General features: G+C 63.8%; 18 protein-coding genes, 1 tRNA gene and 1 pseudogene. 14 read left to right on the forward strand and 6 right to left on the reverse strand.

Going from position 1 to position 14,322, the window contains the following annotated elements; all coding sequences use genetic code 11:
* The first annotated feature begins 146 nt into the window (after positions 1-146).
* Entirely contained in the window at positions 147-1,733 is a 1,587-nt protein-coding gene (locus Q7U29_RS09260; RefSeq protein ID WP_304740661.1) for a S10 family peptidase, read from the forward strand.
* Between the two features lie 13 nt (positions 1,734-1,746).
* Here the strand turns inward: Q7U29_RS09260 and Q7U29_RS09265 are convergent, their stop codons facing one another.
* Positions 1,747-3,135, reverse strand: coding sequence for a serine hydrolase (locus Q7U29_RS09265; RefSeq protein ID WP_304740663.1), 1,389 nt, complete (start codon positions 3,133-3,135; stop codon positions 1,747-1,749).
* A 136-nt stretch (positions 3,136-3,271) separates the two neighbouring features.
* Positions 3,272-3,817 (reverse strand): lipopolysaccharide assembly protein LapB, encoded by a 546-nt coding sequence (locus Q7U29_RS09270; RefSeq protein ID WP_304740665.1) that lies wholly within the window; start codon positions 3,815-3,817, stop codon positions 3,272-3,274.
* 285 nt (positions 3,818-4,102) lie between these two features.
* Here Q7U29_RS09270 and Q7U29_RS09275 point away from each other — a divergent pair, with 285 nt between their 5' ends.
* The 8 genes from Q7U29_RS09275 to Q7U29_RS09310 all read left to right on the forward strand — a co-directional run bounded on the left by Q7U29_RS09275 (position 4,103) and on the right by Q7U29_RS09310 (position 9,811).
* Positions 4,103-4,336 (forward strand): His-rich protein BRANT, encoded by a 234-nt coding sequence (locus Q7U29_RS09275; RefSeq protein ID WP_304740667.1) that lies wholly within the window; start codon positions 4,103-4,105, stop codon positions 4,334-4,336.
* Between the two features lie 199 nt (positions 4,337-4,535).
* On the forward strand, positions 4,536-4,958 hold the full coding sequence (locus Q7U29_RS09280) for a hypothetical protein (RefSeq protein WP_304740668.1): 423 nt from the start codon (positions 4,536-4,538) through the stop codon (positions 4,956-4,958).
* Positions 4,959-5,254: 296 nt separating this feature from the next.
* Positions 5,255-5,974 (forward strand): outer membrane protein, encoded by a 720-nt coding sequence (locus Q7U29_RS09285; protein WP_304740670.1) that lies wholly within the window; start codon positions 5,255-5,257, stop codon positions 5,972-5,974.
* 196 nt (positions 5,975-6,170) lie between these two features.
* Positions 6,171-6,410: a hypothetical protein gene (locus Q7U29_RS09290; RefSeq protein ID WP_370691273.1), complete on the forward strand. Its 240-nt coding sequence runs from the start codon at positions 6,171-6,173 to the stop codon at positions 6,408-6,410.
* Between the two features lie 472 nt (positions 6,411-6,882).
* The gene (locus Q7U29_RS09295) at positions 6,883-7,251 is read left to right on the forward strand and encodes a hypothetical protein (RefSeq protein ID WP_304740674.1); all 369 of its coding nucleotides are present in this window, start codon (positions 6,883-6,885) and stop codon (positions 7,249-7,251) included.
* A complete protein-coding gene (locus Q7U29_RS09300) occupies positions 7,248-8,096 on the forward strand; it encodes an alpha/beta fold hydrolase (protein WP_304740675.1) in 849 nt (282 codons plus the stop codon). Before Q7U29_RS09295 ends, Q7U29_RS09300 begins: the two co-directional genes overlap by 4 nt.
* Before the next feature lie 92 nt (positions 8,097-8,188).
* Complete coding sequence (locus tag Q7U29_RS09305; RefSeq protein ID WP_304740677.1) at positions 8,189-9,238, forward strand: malate/lactate/ureidoglycolate dehydrogenase; 1,050 nt, start codon at positions 8,189-8,191, stop codon at positions 9,236-9,238.
* A gap of 219 nt (positions 9,239-9,457) precedes the next feature.
* Positions 9,458-9,811: a hypothetical protein gene (locus tag Q7U29_RS09310; protein WP_304740678.1), complete on the forward strand. Its 354-nt coding sequence runs from the start codon at positions 9,458-9,460 to the stop codon at positions 9,809-9,811.
* Here the strand turns inward: Q7U29_RS09310 and Q7U29_RS09315 are convergent.
* A complete protein-coding gene (locus tag Q7U29_RS09315) occupies positions 9,801-9,965 on the reverse strand; it encodes a hypothetical protein (protein WP_304740679.1) in 165 nt (54 codons plus the stop codon). The two genes, Q7U29_RS09310 and Q7U29_RS09315, sit on opposite strands and share 11 nt — an antisense overlap.
* A gap of 199 nt (positions 9,966-10,164) precedes the next feature.
* Positions 10,165-10,449: a hypothetical protein gene (locus Q7U29_RS09320; protein ID WP_304740680.1), complete on the reverse strand. Its 285-nt coding sequence runs from the start codon at positions 10,447-10,449 to the stop codon at positions 10,165-10,167.
* A gap of 264 nt (positions 10,450-10,713) precedes the next feature.
* Between Q7U29_RS09320 and Q7U29_RS09325 the strand changes: the two genes are divergently transcribed.
* Positions 10,714-10,896 carry a hypothetical protein gene (locus tag Q7U29_RS09325; RefSeq protein ID WP_304740682.1) on the forward strand — a complete coding sequence of 61 codons (183 nt, stop codon included), beginning with the start codon at positions 10,714-10,716 and terminating at the stop codon, positions 10,894-10,896.
* An 8-nt stretch (positions 10,897-10,904) separates the two neighbouring features.
* Here the strand turns inward: Q7U29_RS09325 and Q7U29_RS09330 are convergent.
* Together Q7U29_RS09330 and Q7U29_RS09335 are read right to left on the reverse strand one after the other, a co-directional pair.
* Positions 10,905-10,979 (reverse strand) — tRNA-Thr (locus Q7U29_RS09330).
* Between the two features lie 277 nt (positions 10,980-11,256).
* Positions 11,257-11,628 (reverse strand): hypothetical protein, encoded by a 372-nt coding sequence (locus Q7U29_RS09335; RefSeq protein WP_304740684.1) that lies wholly within the window; start codon positions 11,626-11,628, stop codon positions 11,257-11,259.
* Between the two features lie 131 nt (positions 11,629-11,759).
* Between Q7U29_RS09335 and Q7U29_RS09340 the strand changes: the two genes are divergently transcribed.
* The 4 genes and pseudogenes from Q7U29_RS09340 to Q7U29_RS09355 form a co-directional block, all read left to right on the forward strand.
* On the forward strand, positions 11,760-12,473 hold the full coding sequence (locus Q7U29_RS09340; protein WP_304740686.1) for a dienelactone hydrolase family protein: 714 nt from the start codon (positions 11,760-11,762) through the stop codon (positions 12,471-12,473).
* A gap of 178 nt (positions 12,474-12,651) precedes the next feature.
* Positions 12,652-13,371 carry an urease accessory protein gene (locus Q7U29_RS09345; protein ID WP_304740688.1) on the forward strand — a complete coding sequence of 240 codons (720 nt, stop codon included), beginning with the start codon at positions 12,652-12,654 and terminating at the stop codon, positions 13,369-13,371.
* A 158-nt stretch (positions 13,372-13,529) separates the two neighbouring features.
* Complete coding sequence (locus Q7U29_RS09350; RefSeq protein ID WP_304740690.1) at positions 13,530-13,973, forward strand: hypothetical protein; 444 nt, start codon at positions 13,530-13,532, stop codon at positions 13,971-13,973.
* 68 nt (positions 13,974-14,041) lie between these two features.
* Positions 14,042-14,322, forward strand: a pseudogene (locus Q7U29_RS09355) (hypothetical protein); the annotation flags it as partial.

The raw sequence follows: 14,322 nt of genomic DNA on the forward strand, positions 1-14,322 counted from the left end.
GCATGAGCGCGAACCGCAGTATTGATGCAGCATTGATTCGGTCGCCGGCGCGCCCATAGCGGAATCGTGATTGTCATCGCCATTGTCATCACCTTGCCTTTGTTGCGAACAGTATCCTGATCGCGGGGGCAGGGAGAGCAACGGAAATGGCCATTCGCCTCGATGCGCCGCGCTATCTGCGCTTCGCGCTTGTGTTCCTCACATTGTCGACGGTGACGGGCGCTCGCGCCCAGGATGCGCCGCAGCCTCAGCATCATCAGACGGCAGCGCCGTCGGAGCCGAAGCCGGGCGCCACCGGTGTGCGCGGCAGCGCATCAAGTCCGGCGGCCGTCGAGCAGCACCGGCTGCCGCCGGATTCGACCACCCGCCACACGCTGGCGCTTCCCGGGCGAACGCTCGACTTCACCGCCACCGCCGGCTCGATCCCGCTGTTCAACGACAAGCGCGAGCCGCAGGCCGATATCGCCTTCACCGCCTACCAGCTCAACGGCGCCGACGCGCGCACCCGGCCGGTGACCTTCCTGTTCAATGGCGGGCCGGGCGCATCCTCGGCGTGGCTGCAATTCGGCGCGGCCGGACCGTGGCGGCTCGCCATCAATGCCGACGCGGTGACGTCCTCCGCGTCGCCTGATCTGATGCCCAACGCCGAGACCTGGCTCGACTTTACCGATCTGGTCTTCATCGATCCGGTCGGCACCGGCTACAGCCGCTTCGTCGCTGGAGGCGAGGAGGTCCGCAAGCGGTTCTATTCGGTCGACGGCGACGTCAACGCGATCGCGCTGGTGATCCGCCGCTGGCTGGAGAAATCCGATCGGCTGCTGTCGCCGAAATTCGTCGCCGGTGAAAGTTATGGCGGGATTCGCGGACCGAAGATCGTGCGCAATCTGCAGGTCGACCAGGGCGTCGGGGTGAAAGGGCTCATTCTGGTGTCACCGCTGTTCGACTACCGCGAATTCACCGGCTCCAGCCTGCTGCAATATGTCTGGAGCCTTCCCTCGATGGCGGCGGTGGCGCGGGAAGCCAAAGGAGCCAAGGAGGGAAGCGAGGGTGGCGTGACACGGGCCGACCTCGCCGATGTCGAGCGCTATGCGGCCGGCGAATTCCTTGGTGATCTGATCAAGGGATCGGCCGACGCCGAGGCGACGACGCGGCTCGCCGACAGGGTGGCTGCATTGACCGGGATCGACCAGGCGGTGAGCCGCCGGCTCGCCGGGCGTCTGGGCGTCGGCGAGTTTCGCCGCGAATTCGACCGCCGCAATGGCAAGGTGACCGGCCGCTACGATGCTTCGGTCTCCGGCTTCGATCCCTATCCGGATTCGAGCTTCCATCGTTTCGGCGATCCCTCGGGCGATGCGCTGGCCGCGCCGCTGACCAGCGCTGCGGTCGATCTGACCAGGCGCACGCTGAACTGGCGGCCGGACGGCTCCTACCAGTTGCTCAATGGCGCGGTGCAGGGCGCCTGGGATTTCGGCCGCGGCATCAATCCGCCGGAGTCGCTCTCCCAGCTGCGGCAGGTCCTGGCACTCGATCCAAAGCTGAAGCTGTTGGTGGCGCACGGGCTGTTCGATCTGGCGACGCCGTATTTCGGTTCGAAAATACTGCTCGATCAGCTGCCCGCCTACGCCTCGCCCGAACGGGTGAAGCTCACGGTCTATCCGGGCGGTCACATGTTCTATTCGCGCGACGGCGCGCGCCAGGCGTTTCGAAGCGAGGTCGAGGCGCTGGTGAAGTGAGGGGCGGTAGATATCAGCGGGCCGGGCGACGCTTGCGCGGGCCGTATCGGCGTTCCATCTCGGCAGCGACGGTCTTCTCCGGCCTCACTTTGCTGCCGGCAAACCAGACCTCGGTGACCTTGCCGGCCTTGTTGCGGGTGCGGCGCACGGGTTCGCCATGGCTGGCATAACCTGCGGCCAGCGAAATCCGCCCGGTGTCGCGGCCGGTGACCTTGATTTCCGACGCATCGAGAAACGGATTGAGGGCGTACGGGTTGCCGGCAATGACGAGGTTGCCCATGGGAACGAGATCGACCGCACCCGATACGCTCCACCAGCGACCGGTCCAATCGCGAACCCGTCGCTTCGGCGCGCCGCGTTCGGCGAAGGCGCGCATGATATGCATGGCGCCCTCCAGCCAAAATCCGGCCCAGCCGTCGGTGGCGTTGGTCAGGATGCTGATGCTGACCTCGCGTGAGGGGACGACGCAGGTCCGCGAGATGTAGCCCTGCAGCCCGCCGCTATGACCGAAGCAGTCCCAGCCGCCCAGATTGCCGCTCATGATTCCAAGGCCGTAGTAATTCTCGATGCTCGAATGCGGGTTGCGCCAGTGCCGGCGCGTCATCTCGCGGCGGCTGCCGGCGGAGACCACACTTCGCTTTGCGTTTGGGGACAGTTGCGCGAAGAAGCGGGCCAGGTCCGCCGCCGTGCTGACGAAGCCGCCGGCCGGCGTGATCGCATTGAGCCTGTTCTCGCCGGGAATGACCAGGCGGCGGCCCAGCGGAAGCCGGGGGCTGTGGCCGCGCGCGAATGGCGTGGCCTTGACGAGAGGCATGTCGGATTGCGTTTCGCGCAAGCCGGCGGCGGCGACGATCTCGCGTTCGATCCAGGCGCGATACGGCTGCTTGGTGATCGCTTCGATAACAAGTCCGATCAAAGCGAAACCGTGGTTGGAATACTTGAATCGGCTGTTTGGTTCGATCCGGGGCGACGAGCTGAGATCGGCGATCAATTCATCGGTGCTCAGGAACGGCCGGCTGTCGGAAAATTGTCCGCCAGCCATGCCATCGCGGGTGAGGCCGGCGCTATGGGAGAGAATTTGCGCGATGGTGGCTTCCGCAACCTGCCGGTGCAGGCCCTTGACATATTCTCCGACGGGATCGTCGAGCCGTAATTTGTGCTGTTCGCGGAGCTTCATGATTCCAGCCGCGGTGAAACTCTTCGAATGCGATGCGATCCGAAACCGGTGGCGTGGCGTGAGTTTTTCGCCGGTGGCGAGGTTGGCATGCCCGAATGCGAATTCGGCGACAACCTTGCCGCGATGCGCGAGGGCGACGATGCAGCCGGGCTGCTGCGAGGTACGCATCTGGAATTCGATCCAGTTGCGGATATAGCCGATCGCGGGTTGCAGCCATGGGTCCATGTGCGCGATCTCCAGAATGTCGGATGGCTACGGCGATGCAAATATCTTCAGCAGGAATGCAGCGGGATGCTATCCGACAAAACAAAACCGGCGCAACCCAACGGGATAGCGCCGGCTGATAGAAGGTCGCGTTGGCTCAGTAGGCCAGCCCGGTGCCGGGCGCCTGTTCGAGCGCCGCGGCGAGCGAGCGATATTCCTCGCTGCCGGTGCCGCTCAAGGCGGCGATCCGGTTCAGGTGATATTGCGCGGATTCGCGGTTGCCCTGTTCGACCTGCCACAGGCCGTAATACTGCCAGGTCTTGACGTGGCTGGGGTCCGTCTTCAGCGCACGCTCGTACCAGATCTGCGCGACCTTGTAGTCGCCGAGCTTGCGATAGGCGTAGCCGATCAGGTTGGCGACGGCGGCGTTGTCGTCGCGGCCGAGCGCCTTCAACTGCGGAATCGCGGCGGCATAGTCGGCGCGATCGTAGATCGTGGCGTAAGCGGCGCGATAACCCGTGGCGAAGGCGGTGTCCTCGATGCCGGGTTTGAATTCGCTGGACTTTTTCTTCTTGCCCTTGTCCGACGACGGAGGCGGCGGCGACTCATCGGGCGCGGCGTAAACCTTTGTGACGACGGGCGCCGTGACCAGTGCCATCGCGAATATGGCCAGCGTCAAAAGCCTGGCCGCAAATTTGCTCATGTATCTCTCCCGATTTCCAATAGGCAATTAGGCAATCCTATACCGACGCCTGTTGATTTGAACACCTGCCTTGCGGGTACATTCCCCCGGAGCCCGCCAAAATCTCAGCGATTTCCTGGAAGTTCGTACCGACCCAGCGAACATGACGAAGTTGTCATCGAGATGAACGAAGTCCGCTGACGCGCTTCAGATTGGGTTCAGCGCGCGGCCATTAGGTTCAAAGCCATGATCGACGGGCCCGGCCATCCGACCGGCCCAACGCGCGATCTCCGGAGGGACACGACCATGCTGAAGACAATTTCCGCCGCGCTGCTCGCGGCTTCCGTACTGGTGGTGGCGCCGGCGATGGCCCACGGCCCGGGCCGCACCGCGCATGCCCCGCAGATCGGGGTCGTGCACGTCAATCCGGGCGTGTTCGACGCCAATGCCAGGATGGGCCGTCACCATTATCGCCATCATCATCACCGGCATCACCACAAGCATTTCCGTCATCACCGCTTCCACGGTCATCATCACTGAAACTGATCCGCGGGGCGCGGCTCCTTTCACATTGCCCCCGCCGCGCTTCGCGGAGTTCAGCCCGGCCCGCACGCCATTGCTTCCCCAATGGCGGCGGGCCGGTACTTTTTTGCGGCAAGTGTTGACCCAGATGCGAATTCCATTTGGCGCGGGGAAGGGCTAGAACCGCTCGTCAAAACCGGGGAATGACGGGTTGCATTTGGGGGTATCAGCAAAGCATGTGGCGATCCTGCTGTTGCCGATCGCGCTGGCGGCCTGCGCGAGCAGCGACGAGAGCAGGAGCATCACCTATACGGACGATCGCGGCGTCGCCAACCAGCCATACCCCACCAACTACCGCGCCGAAATCCTGGCGTTCATGAAGACCTGGCTCAACAATCCCGTCGGGGTGCGCGACGCGGTCATGGCGGAGCCGGTGCAGCGCACCGTCGGCGGCCGGCTGCGCTATGTCAGCTGCCTGCGCTTTGCCGCGCGGGATTCCGGCGGCTCCTATCAGGAGGCGCGCGAACGCGCCGTACTCTTTGTCGATGGCCGGCTCGATCGCGTCATCGAGAATGCCGGCGAGCCCTGCGCCGGCGTGGTCTATGCGCCGTTTCCGGAGCTGGGGAAGATGACGCGCTAGCGGCCCCTCGGCCGGCCGCGAGCCGTCGGCCTTGCCGCCCTGCCGCCAGCATCGGTGAACTCATCCGATCACATTTTAGCGAGAATTTGAACCTGCCCCTAACCTCGCAAGACGCAGCCTATAGCTGCGAGGCATGGCCTTTACGGCAAATAAACCGGAATGGCCGAGGAACAAAAACGCCTTGTTGCCGCGCCGTCACAGTTGGGAAACATCTTGGCTCCGACTTGCCGCGAAGCAACCTAATTGAGGCCACGTTGTTTGATTGATGTCGATTGCGACATTAACGGGGAACAGTCATGAAGAAGTTCTTGCTCGGCGCAGCCACTTTGATCGCCTTGGCCGCTCCCGCGGCAGCGGCTGACATGCCGCCGCGCCCCTATTCCAAGGCTCCGGCCTACACCGCCCCCGCGGTGGTCTACAACTGGACCGGCTTTTACATCGGCGGCCACGTCGGCGGCGCCTTTGCGGGCGACAACAGCCTGCAGAGCAGCGACGCGCGCTTCATGGGCGGCATCCAGGGTGGCTTCGACTACCAGTTCTCCCAGAACTGGGTGGTTGGCGCCGAAGCCCAGTACAGCTGGCTCGGCGGCGGCAATACCAATAGTGGCGTGCTGTTCCCGGCCGGCACGCTGGTCACCGGCAGCGCTACCGACCAGCTTGGCTCGGTCACCGGCCGGCTCGGCTATACCTGGGGTCCGGCGCTGCTCTACGGCAAGGGCGGTTACGCCTGGCGCGACACCAACAATATCGGCGTGAGCATTGCCGGTGTGCCGCAACCCTTCGCCACCAGCGGCAACCGCAAGGACGGCTACACCGTAGGCGCCGGCCTCGAATACATGTTTGCGCCGAACTGGTCCGCCAAGGCCGAATACCAGTATTACAACTTCGGCAATACCACGATCACCGCCGGCCCGGCCGACGTGGTTGGCGCCCGCTTTCGTGACGACGAGCACACCGTCAAGGTCGGCCTGAACTACCGCTTCGGCTGGGGCGGCCCGGTCGTTGCCAAGTACTGAGCAAGTACTGAGGCTTTCCAGCGAAATGAGAAAAGGCCGGCCTCGCGCCGGCCTTTTTGTTTAGAAATCTCGTCTAGAACCCGCAGCGGTGCAGGCGACGGCGCCTTCGCCGGCAGCCCAAAAATAAATATTGCCGGTGGCGGAACTTGACCGCGCAATAGGTTATTATGAATTCGTCGGTTGGTGGACAACGAACATGCGTGTTTTCCTGTTAGGACTTGTTTTTTCGGCTGTTTCCATGCCGTGCATTGCCCAGACCGTCCTGAAATCCGAACCCCTCGTGCTTGCGCCCTATGAGATCGCCTACGTGCAGGATCCCTCCTGTGCGACTGGCAAGGTGCTCAAGGTGACCGGCGCGATCAGGGGCCTGCACCGCAAGCGGGTTTGCGTGGCGCGGGCCGGCGATCAGGCCTCGCTGGCGACGGCGACGCCGTAGGATCAAATCCCCGAAGAGGCGGCTCTGCCTGTCATCAGGCGGCGCGCGCCGACCTTGGCGTGGCCGACGATGCCATGCAATGCCCTGTCGGCCGGCCGTCGCGCCCCAAGGGCGGCAGGATTTCTGGCTTGGGCTGCGCAGTGAGTGGGCCGGCCGGACCCGATTCGGGCTGGACCGGGCCATTTCAGGCGGGAGTCCCTGAGTCGTAAACGAGTCCTGAATCCCCGGAAAAATATCGTGCGAGACTCCCCGGGTAGAATCGCCTGATGTTTTGCGGGCCATGAAGTTGACCCTGCAAACCTCCTGCGAACGCGTGCATGTCACGCTGACCGTTGCCCTGCTGGCGGCCTGTGCAGCCAACCTGGTGCTGGTATGCGCCTGGCTCTAGCCGATTGACGCCGCGGCCAATCCCCTGAACATGCGAGACAAATGGCGCCGGCATGGCGCGCCGCGAAGAATGGGGAGGCTGGATATGATCGAAACGCTCGAGGCGCGGGTCAATGCGGATGAAGCGCTGGTCCGGCGCGGCCGGTTTCTCACCACCACCTTCCTGGTCGAAGTCGGTCCCAACGCCTGGTTGATACAGATTTTCGAGGGCAGGGTGGTGTCGGTCACGGCAGGCCCCTTCGTGATGCCGTCGTCGTCCTTTGCGCTGCGCGCGGCGGAAGAGGAGTGGCAAAAATTCTGGTTGAGCCGGCCGCCGCCCGGCTCCAACGACCTGATGGCGCTGATCAAGCGGCGCGTCCTGAAGGCCGAAGGCGACCTTCAGATCTTCATGGCCAATCTCCGCTACTTCAAGGAAGCGCTGGCGAAGCCGCGCCAGGCCGGAGCGGCCGCATGAGCGCGACATTCGAGCCGGTGATCGGCCGTTACATGCGTCTGGAGCTGTTCGGACGGCCGCACCGCATCTATGTCGAGGAGGCGGGCTCAGGCACGCCGCTATTGTGCCTGCATACCGCCGGCTCCGACGGCCGGCAGTACCGCGCCCTGATGAACGACGCGCGCGTCACGGCCCACCACCGCGTCATCGCCTTCGACATGCCATGGCACGGAAAGTCGTCGCCGCCGGCGGGCTGGCACAACGAAGAATACCAGCTGACCTCGGCGCAATACACCACCATGATCCTCGAGATCATGGCCGCGCTCGAACTCGACCGCCCCATCGCGATCGGGTGTTCGATCGGCGGCCGCATCTTGCTGCATCTGGCGCTGGAACACCCTGACCGCTTCCGCGCCATCATTGGCCTGCAGGCCGGCGCCCATGTCGATCCCTATTACGACCTGAACTTCCTGCACCGGCCCGACGTCCACGGCGGCGAAGTCGCCGCCGCCATCGTCTCCGGCCTGGTCGGGCCCGACGCGCCCGATGCCGAGCGCTGGGAAACGCTGTGGCATTACATGCAGGGCGGTCCCGGCGTGTTCAAGGGCGACCTCTATTTCTACAAGCTCGACGGCGACATCCGCGGCCGGGTCGCGCAGATCGACACGCGAAAGTGCCCGCTGTTCCTGCTGTCGGGCGAATACGATTACTCCTGCACGCCCGAGGAAACGCTGGCCGTTGCCAACAGCATTCCAGGCTGCGAGGTCACCATCATGAAGGGCCTTGGTCATTTCCCGATGAGCGAGAACCCGGCGGAGTTCTTGCCGCATCTGCTGCCGGTGCTGGAGAAGATCGGAAGCCGCTGATCGTTCGGTTCAATCGCCCATTCCACCGCAACCCCTGCCAAGCGCGACAAGCCGGGCTTCAAACATCGGCACGTCACAAAACGGAGCGAAACATGATTATCGACCATTTGAAGCTGCTCAAGCTTGCGAACCGCATCGTCAATGTCGGCGGCAGTTCGCCTGCGGAGGCGTCCATCGTTGCCGAGCATCTGGTCGAGGCAAACCTGCGCGGCCACGATAGCCATGGTGTGGGCATGCTGGTCGCCTATGTGCGCGACCTCGACAATGGTACGCTGAAGGTCAACCAGACGCCCGAGGTCGTGTCGGACACCGGCACCATCTCGGTCTGGGACGCCCATGCCGGCTACGGTCAGGTGGTCGCCCGGCAGGCGGTCGAATGGGCGATCGAGGCGGCGCGCAAGCACGGCGTTGCCGTGAACGGGTTGCGCAATGCGCATCATATCGGTCGTGTCGGGACCTACGGCGAGATCGCAGCACGGGCGGGAATGGTGGCGCTGCACTTCGTCAACGTCGCGTCGGGAACGCCGGGAGTCGCGCCGTTCCGCGGAAAGGAAGGCAGGTTCCTGACCAATCCGGTCTGCATCGCCATCCCCGGTACCGACACCAACGAGCCGATCCTGCTCGATTTCGCGACCAGCCGCGTGGCGCTGGGAAAGGTGAGGGTCGCGCACAATGCCGGCAAGCCGATGCTGTCAGGCGCGTTGCTCGACCATGCGGGCAAGCCCACGACCAACCCCTCCGTCATGTACACCGAGCCACGCGGCGTGGTGTTGCCTTTCGGCGAGCACAAGGGCTCCGGCCTGGCGCTGGTGTGCGAACTGCTGGCCGGGGCCATTGTCGGTTCGGCAAGTGTATCCACGGCGACGCCGCCCGAGCGCGGCATCCTCAACGGCATGCTGAGCATCGTGATCGATCCGGCCAGGCTTTCCACGCGCGACAGCATGCTCGCCGAGATCGACGCCATGATTGCCTGGGTGAAATCGGCCGAACCTGCCGATCGGGATCTCCCGGTTCTGGTCGCCGGTGAGCCCGAGCGAATTGCCCGGGCCGAGCGCATGGCCAACGGCATCGAAATCGACGACGCGACCTGGGGCCAGTTGATGGCGATCGCGGAGCGCTATCAGATTCGTCTCGATAGCTGACCGGTGGGCATGGCGTCGGCTACCAGAGCGATGCCGCTCAGGCGGCATCCGTGACGGGCCGCACATTCCTCCCGATGCCGACGCATCAGGCTTGCAGGCCTGGACTCAAGGACTGCGGTCGGCGCATTGAACCCAACCCATGGGTCCAGGACCAACAATTCAAATTGCGAGACTTCTGCGAAGTTCATTTCATCCACTGTCCGATCAAGGAATTGGATCATGCGGATCAGGCATTTTTTTCTGGTCGCCGCGGTTTCGTTTGTTTCTGCTTTTCAGGCGATGGCCGCCGGCAACAGCGATCTTCAGGATTGCAATCAGAGAACCGACTACGACCGCCAGATTGCGGGTTGCAGCCGGGCGCTTTCATGGATGAAACCGCCGAACGAGCGGGCCAGAATCCATACGCTGAGAGGCATGGCCCTCACGAACAAGGAACAATTCAACCGCGTTGCCGGGCAAGGAGGATTTCTTCTTCGTCGCGAAGTAAGCCACGAGAGTTATTGCTCGCGGCAGCGCGAGGCAAAGCCTTGGCAACGCGGCAATGCTTCTTGCGCTCGCTGCGCTAAACCTTGATGTCGACGATCGCCTCGCGCTCGGCCTGGTTCTTGGCCGCGAAGACGTCCAGCACGGCATCGGCGATGATCCGCGGCGGGGCCTTTGCGGCTTGCTCGGCGAGCAACTGCACTCTGGCCTGGGTGACGGCGACGGGGACGGGATAGATCAGCATGGCGACCTCCGCCCCAAGGCTGTCACCGGCTTGTTTACGCTTTGTAAACGAATGCGGTTAACGGGCGCGATGCAAAATCGACGCAATGCGATCATTTGAAAACAGGGCGCCGGTCGAGTGCTTCACAGGCCGCCGACAGGAAAGCCGCCGGGTCACCCCGGCGGCGTCCTATTCCATCTGCAAACTCGGTAGGGCTGGCTTACCGGCCGCCGCCGCCGCCTCCACCGCCACCACCGCCACCACCGCCGCCGCCTGCATCCTGCATCGATTGATTGAAGCGGGGATCGAGGTTGTTCATGTAGTTCACGGTCGACGGGGTCTTGCGCGAAAGCGATTCCACATACAGCATATGATCCCCACACGCCTTTCGCGATATCGTTTGATCGCAAATCCGGGGTCCGGCGGAAGCCGGCGCGGTTGCCAACCCGCTGATTGCAGCGAGAGTGAGCAAAGCAGCCGCAGATAATCTTGATTGCATCGACATTGGACTCTCCATTCCTGATTCGGCGAAACCGGAATGGCTCGCACGGAAGTTCGACGATGCCAGATCGAAACCGGTTCGAACGCGCCACTGAGAAAACCCGGACCCGGTCGTACACGTCGGCGTGAACCAAACGTGGCTCGAGCGCGGGGACGCCGTCATATCCAGCATCGTGGTCTGATGCGGGATCTCATGGAAGCGTGACGGGCCGCACAGTGCTGCGGATTTCGGCGCATTAGGCTGCACACGCATTCACGGGAGACAAAAATGTTGGCCCAGGTTCTCTTCATCGCAAGCCTGCCCTCAATATTTTGCGTCGGCTGCGCCACGTTCCTCGCGTACAAGCAGCGCCCGCAATGGGTCTGGTTCGCCGGCCTGTCGGTCCTGGCCGGGTTCGGCGCGATTGCCGTGCTTCAGATGGTGCAGCTCTGGCGGTTGGCTGGTCACTGACGGGCGGCTGGTGCCGGTTGAGAGGATTGAACTCCCGACCTTCGGTTTACAAAACCGCTGCTCTACCGCTGAGCTAAACCGGCGAATTTGAAAGGATCAGTCGGCAGACGAAATCCTGCTGATCGTTCGGCCGGTCGAATACCAGACTTGCCCGCAAAGGGCCAGCAGGTGACCGCTCTTTCGGGGCCGAAGCCGGCACAAAAAAAGACGGCCCCGTGGCCGCCTTTTTCGAAGCTTTGGCATGGACAGACGTTCTGCGATTTGTCCCGCATCCGATTCAAACCGCCGTGATGCTTCGCAGACCCATCACGCAAAAGGGGCGGCCGCTGCGGCCCCCTCGGCCTTACGTTTTCGAACGGCCTAGCAGGGATACCAGCGGCCGTCCGGGCCCATATAGGTCGCATAGGGCTCCACGCCGCAGGTCGTGCTTCCGCGCCGGTTTCCGTAATAGGCGTAGGGGTCGTCATATTGCGGGCGGTTGCCGTAATAGGCGTAGGAATCGCCGCCGCGATACGGCGAAGAGGCGATGGCGGCCGCGGTGCCAAGGGCGCCGCCGACGACTCCCGCCGCGACAGCGCCGGGCCAGAAGCCGGTTCGTCCGTGACGATAATACGCCCCGCCATGATGTTGCGCATAGGCACCGTGCTGATGCATCGCATGCTGCGCCAATGCAGGCGTTGCGATCATGGCGGCGAGGACTGCCGCGGCGCCCAGAAGGCTTGATTTGATCATTTACGTAATCTCCGGAAGGTGTGTGCGAAGGCAACAATCTCGCGCACCGGAAGTTCCGAATCCGGGTTGTGCCGGCTTCAAACCGGTGTGAAGTTCCCATTCCGTCGTTTTCAGGGGGTGAGCGAGCGCTGATGCAGACGCAGGACATCGACTACCGCGCCGACGCGGTCATGCGCGGCTATCTCGCCTTCGATGAAGCCAAAGCCGGGCCGCGCCCGGGCGTGCTGGTGTTTCACGAGGGGCTTGGCCTCGGCGAATTCGCGATGGCGCGGGCGCGGATGCTGGCGGAGCTCGGTTATGTCGCGTTCGCCGCCGACATGTTCGGCGAGCGCCGGCAGGCGCGTAACCTGCAGGAGGTGGCAAAATGGGTCGGCGAACTCCGCAACGCGCCTGAAACGCTCCGTGCCCGTGGCCACGCCGCACTGGCGACGCTTGATGCCATGCCGCAGGTCGACGCGGGCCGAATCGCGGCGATCGGTTTCTGCTTCGGCGGCTCGGTGGTGCTGGAGCTCGCCCGCGACGGCGCCGATCTCAAAGCCGCCGTCAGTTTTCACGGCGTCCTCACCACCCGAATGCCTGCCGAACCGGGCAGGGTGAAAGCCAGCGTGCTGGTGCTGACCGGGGCCGACGATCCCCTGGCGCCGCCGGAGCAGGTGGCCGCGTTCGAGGCCGAGATGCGCGCGGCGCAAGTGCCGGACTGGCAGCTGATCTCTTACGGCAGCACGCTGCATGGTTTCACCAATCCGGCCGCCGACGGTTCGATGCTGCGCACCGCGCTGTACAGCGCAAAGGCAGACCGCCGTTCCTGGGCCGCGATGCGGGGGCTTTTTGAGGAGGTGCTGTGAGCTTGAGTTCGTGGCGCGAACTTTGCTCTGACAAAGGCGGTCTTGAGTGTCATAGAGTTAGTGAGACCGTCATTGCGAGCGCAGCGAAGCAATCCAGCTTTCGCGCAGCAGGCAAGAGAGCTGGATTGCTTCGTCGCAAGTGCTCCTCGCAATGACGGGCCGTTGAAGCAGGGGACATATGTTCGGAATTCTCGGGCTTGGGTTTTTGTTGGGCATGCAGCACGCGCTGGAGGCCGACCATATCGCGGCGGTGTCGAGCATCGCCGCGCGCCGCAGAAATGTCGGCGATATCGTCCGCCATGGCCTGACCTGGGGTCTCGGCCATACGCTGACCCTGTTCGCCTTTGCCGGCGCGGCGTTGCTGCTCGGCAGCGCCATCCCCGAGCATGTTGCGCGTCCGCTGGAGAGCGCGGTCGGAATCATGCTGGTCGGGCTCGGCGCTCACGTGCTCTGGCGTCTCTGGCGCGACCGCGTGCATTTTCATCGCCACGGCCATGGCGACGGCACGGTACATATCCACGCCCACAGCCATGTCCACAGCCTTGCCGGCGAAATGCGGCCGCATGCCCGTGCGCCTCACGCGCATGCCCATGCACAGACCTTTGGCTTTCGCTGGCGCACGCTGCTGGTCGGCCTGATGCACGGCATGGCCGGCTCGGCGGCGCTTTTGGTGCTCGCGGCGTCGCAGGCCGCCAGTGCGGCCGTCGGGCTCGGTTATGTCGCGCTGTTCGGGATCGGTTCGATGATCGGCATGGCTGTCTTGTCGACGGTCATCGCGGTGCCGCTCGCGATCTCGGCGCGGTGGCTCACCCGGGCCAATCGCGGCCTGCAGGGCGCGGTCGGCGCCGTCACCATCGCGATCGGCGTCACGACCATTGTTGAAACGGTGTTCGGCTGAGGCCTTTCGCGCCCGTTAACGTTTCCTGATCGCGCTGTTTCGGATTTGAACTGTTACCAATGCTTACGCGTTAGGCTTACTGGCAGTTTGGCCGGCGGCTTTAACCCTTGGGCTCGGTTGTTCGGATAGGTTGCTGCTCATAACGGGGGGCCGCAACCATGCGCGCTGCGATAGCACTGGCCATTTTGATCGGAACGACCGCGACGGCATTTGCCGGGGGCGGTTTTGAGATCGTGATTCCCGGCCGCCACGGGGTACCCATCATCATCAACGGCGTCGATGCTTCCTATGCCGTGGTCGAAGGCGACTGGGGTCTCGGCAAGGGCGCGCAGGTGCAGACCAAGGTCTATGGCGGCCGCTATGTCGATCCCGTGCCCAATGTCGGCCATTACTATCCGAGCGCCGGGTTGATGCCGGCCTACGGACGCCTCGAAATTCAGCCGCCGGCCAACCGCAAGCTGCCGCGGCCTGCGGAGAGCTATCATCAGTCATGGGGGGCGCAGTCCAATCCTCCGCCGGCGCAGGCCGATGTGCCGTTCTATCCGCCGCCGGTGATCGTCGCGCCGCAAATCGACGTCCCGCGGCGTGAGTACCGGAACTGATCAGCAGCGAATTTTTCCACACCAAGAGTCCAGGCCAACAAGAAAACAGATCCACAGGAGAGAGCGTAATGCGTAAGACGATTTCAGGAATGGTGGCGGCGGTTGCCGTGATGATGACGATGGGCGCCGCGCCCGCGATGGCCTGCTACACCGGCTGCGCGCCGGCCCCGGTCTACGTCGCCCCGGCGCCGGTCTATTCCGGCTGCTACACCGGCTGCGGCGGCTGGGCCCGTGAGCGGCTGCCCGATCCGGTGCACCAGTATTACTACGTCAACCAGGGCCCGACCTATACCGGCCCGGGCAACTGGGCGCCGCGGCCGGTCTATCAGGAAACCTCGGTGTCCTACGG

Origin of the sequence: Bradyrhizobium sp. (genome assembly GCF_030654605.1) — a bacterium.
Taxonomy (GTDB): domain Bacteria; phylum Pseudomonadota; class Alphaproteobacteria; order Rhizobiales; family Xanthobacteraceae; genus Bradyrhizobium.

Bases quoted from the DNA above. Each gene is read 5' to 3' on its own strand.
- Q7U29_RS09335 (WP_304740684.1), bottom strand. From the start codon at position 11,628: ATGATCAAATCAAGCCTTCTGGGCGCCGCGGCAGTCCTCGCCGCCATG.
- Q7U29_RS09275 (WP_304740667.1), top strand. From the start codon at position 4,103: ATGCTGAAGACAATTTCCGCCGCGCTGCTCGCGGCTTCCGTACTGGTG.
- Q7U29_RS09325 (WP_304740682.1), top strand. From the start codon at position 10,714: ATGTTGGCCCAGGTTCTCTTCATCGCAAGCCTGCCCTCAATATTTTGC.
- Q7U29_RS09265 (WP_304740663.1), bottom strand. From the start codon at position 3,135: ATGGACCCATGGCTGCAACCCGCGATCGGCTATATCCGCAACTGGATC.
- Q7U29_RS09285 (WP_304740670.1), top strand. From the start codon at position 5,255: ATGAAGAAGTTCTTGCTCGGCGCAGCCACTTTGATCGCCTTGGCCGCT.
- Q7U29_RS09270 (WP_304740665.1), bottom strand. From the start codon at position 3,817: ATGAGCAAATTTGCGGCCAGGCTTTTGACGCTGGCCATATTCGCGATG.
- Q7U29_RS09315 (WP_304740679.1), bottom strand. From the start codon at position 9,965: ATGCTGATCTATCCCGTCCCCGTCGCCGTCACCCAGGCCAGAGTGCAG.
- Q7U29_RS09350 (WP_304740690.1), top strand. From the start codon at position 13,530: ATGCGCGCTGCGATAGCACTGGCCATTTTGATCGGAACGACCGCGACG.
- Q7U29_RS09320 (WP_304740680.1), bottom strand. From the start codon at position 10,449: ATGTCGATGCAATCAAGATTATCTGCGGCTGCTTTGCTCACTCTCGCT.
- Q7U29_RS09305 (WP_304740677.1), top strand. From the start codon at position 8,189: ATGATTATCGACCATTTGAAGCTGCTCAAGCTTGCGAACCGCATCGTC.
- Q7U29_RS09300 (WP_304740675.1), top strand. From the start codon at position 7,248: ATGAGCGCGACATTCGAGCCGGTGATCGGCCGTTACATGCGTCTGGAG.
- Q7U29_RS09260 (WP_304740661.1), top strand. From the start codon at position 147: ATGGCCATTCGCCTCGATGCGCCGCGCTATCTGCGCTTCGCGCTTGTG.
- Q7U29_RS09295 (WP_304740674.1), top strand. From the start codon at position 6,883: ATGATCGAAACGCTCGAGGCGCGGGTCAATGCGGATGAAGCGCTGGTC.
- Q7U29_RS09290 (WP_370691273.1), top strand. From the start codon at position 6,171: ATGCGTGTTTTCCTGTTAGGACTTGTTTTTTCGGCTGTTTCCATGCCG.
- Q7U29_RS09345 (WP_304740688.1), top strand. From the start codon at position 12,652: ATGTTCGGAATTCTCGGGCTTGGGTTTTTGTTGGGCATGCAGCACGCG.
- Q7U29_RS09310 (WP_304740678.1), top strand. From the start codon at position 9,458: ATGCGGATCAGGCATTTTTTTCTGGTCGCCGCGGTTTCGTTTGTTTCT.
- Q7U29_RS09340 (WP_304740686.1), top strand. From the start codon at position 11,760: ATGCAGACGCAGGACATCGACTACCGCGCCGACGCGGTCATGCGCGGC.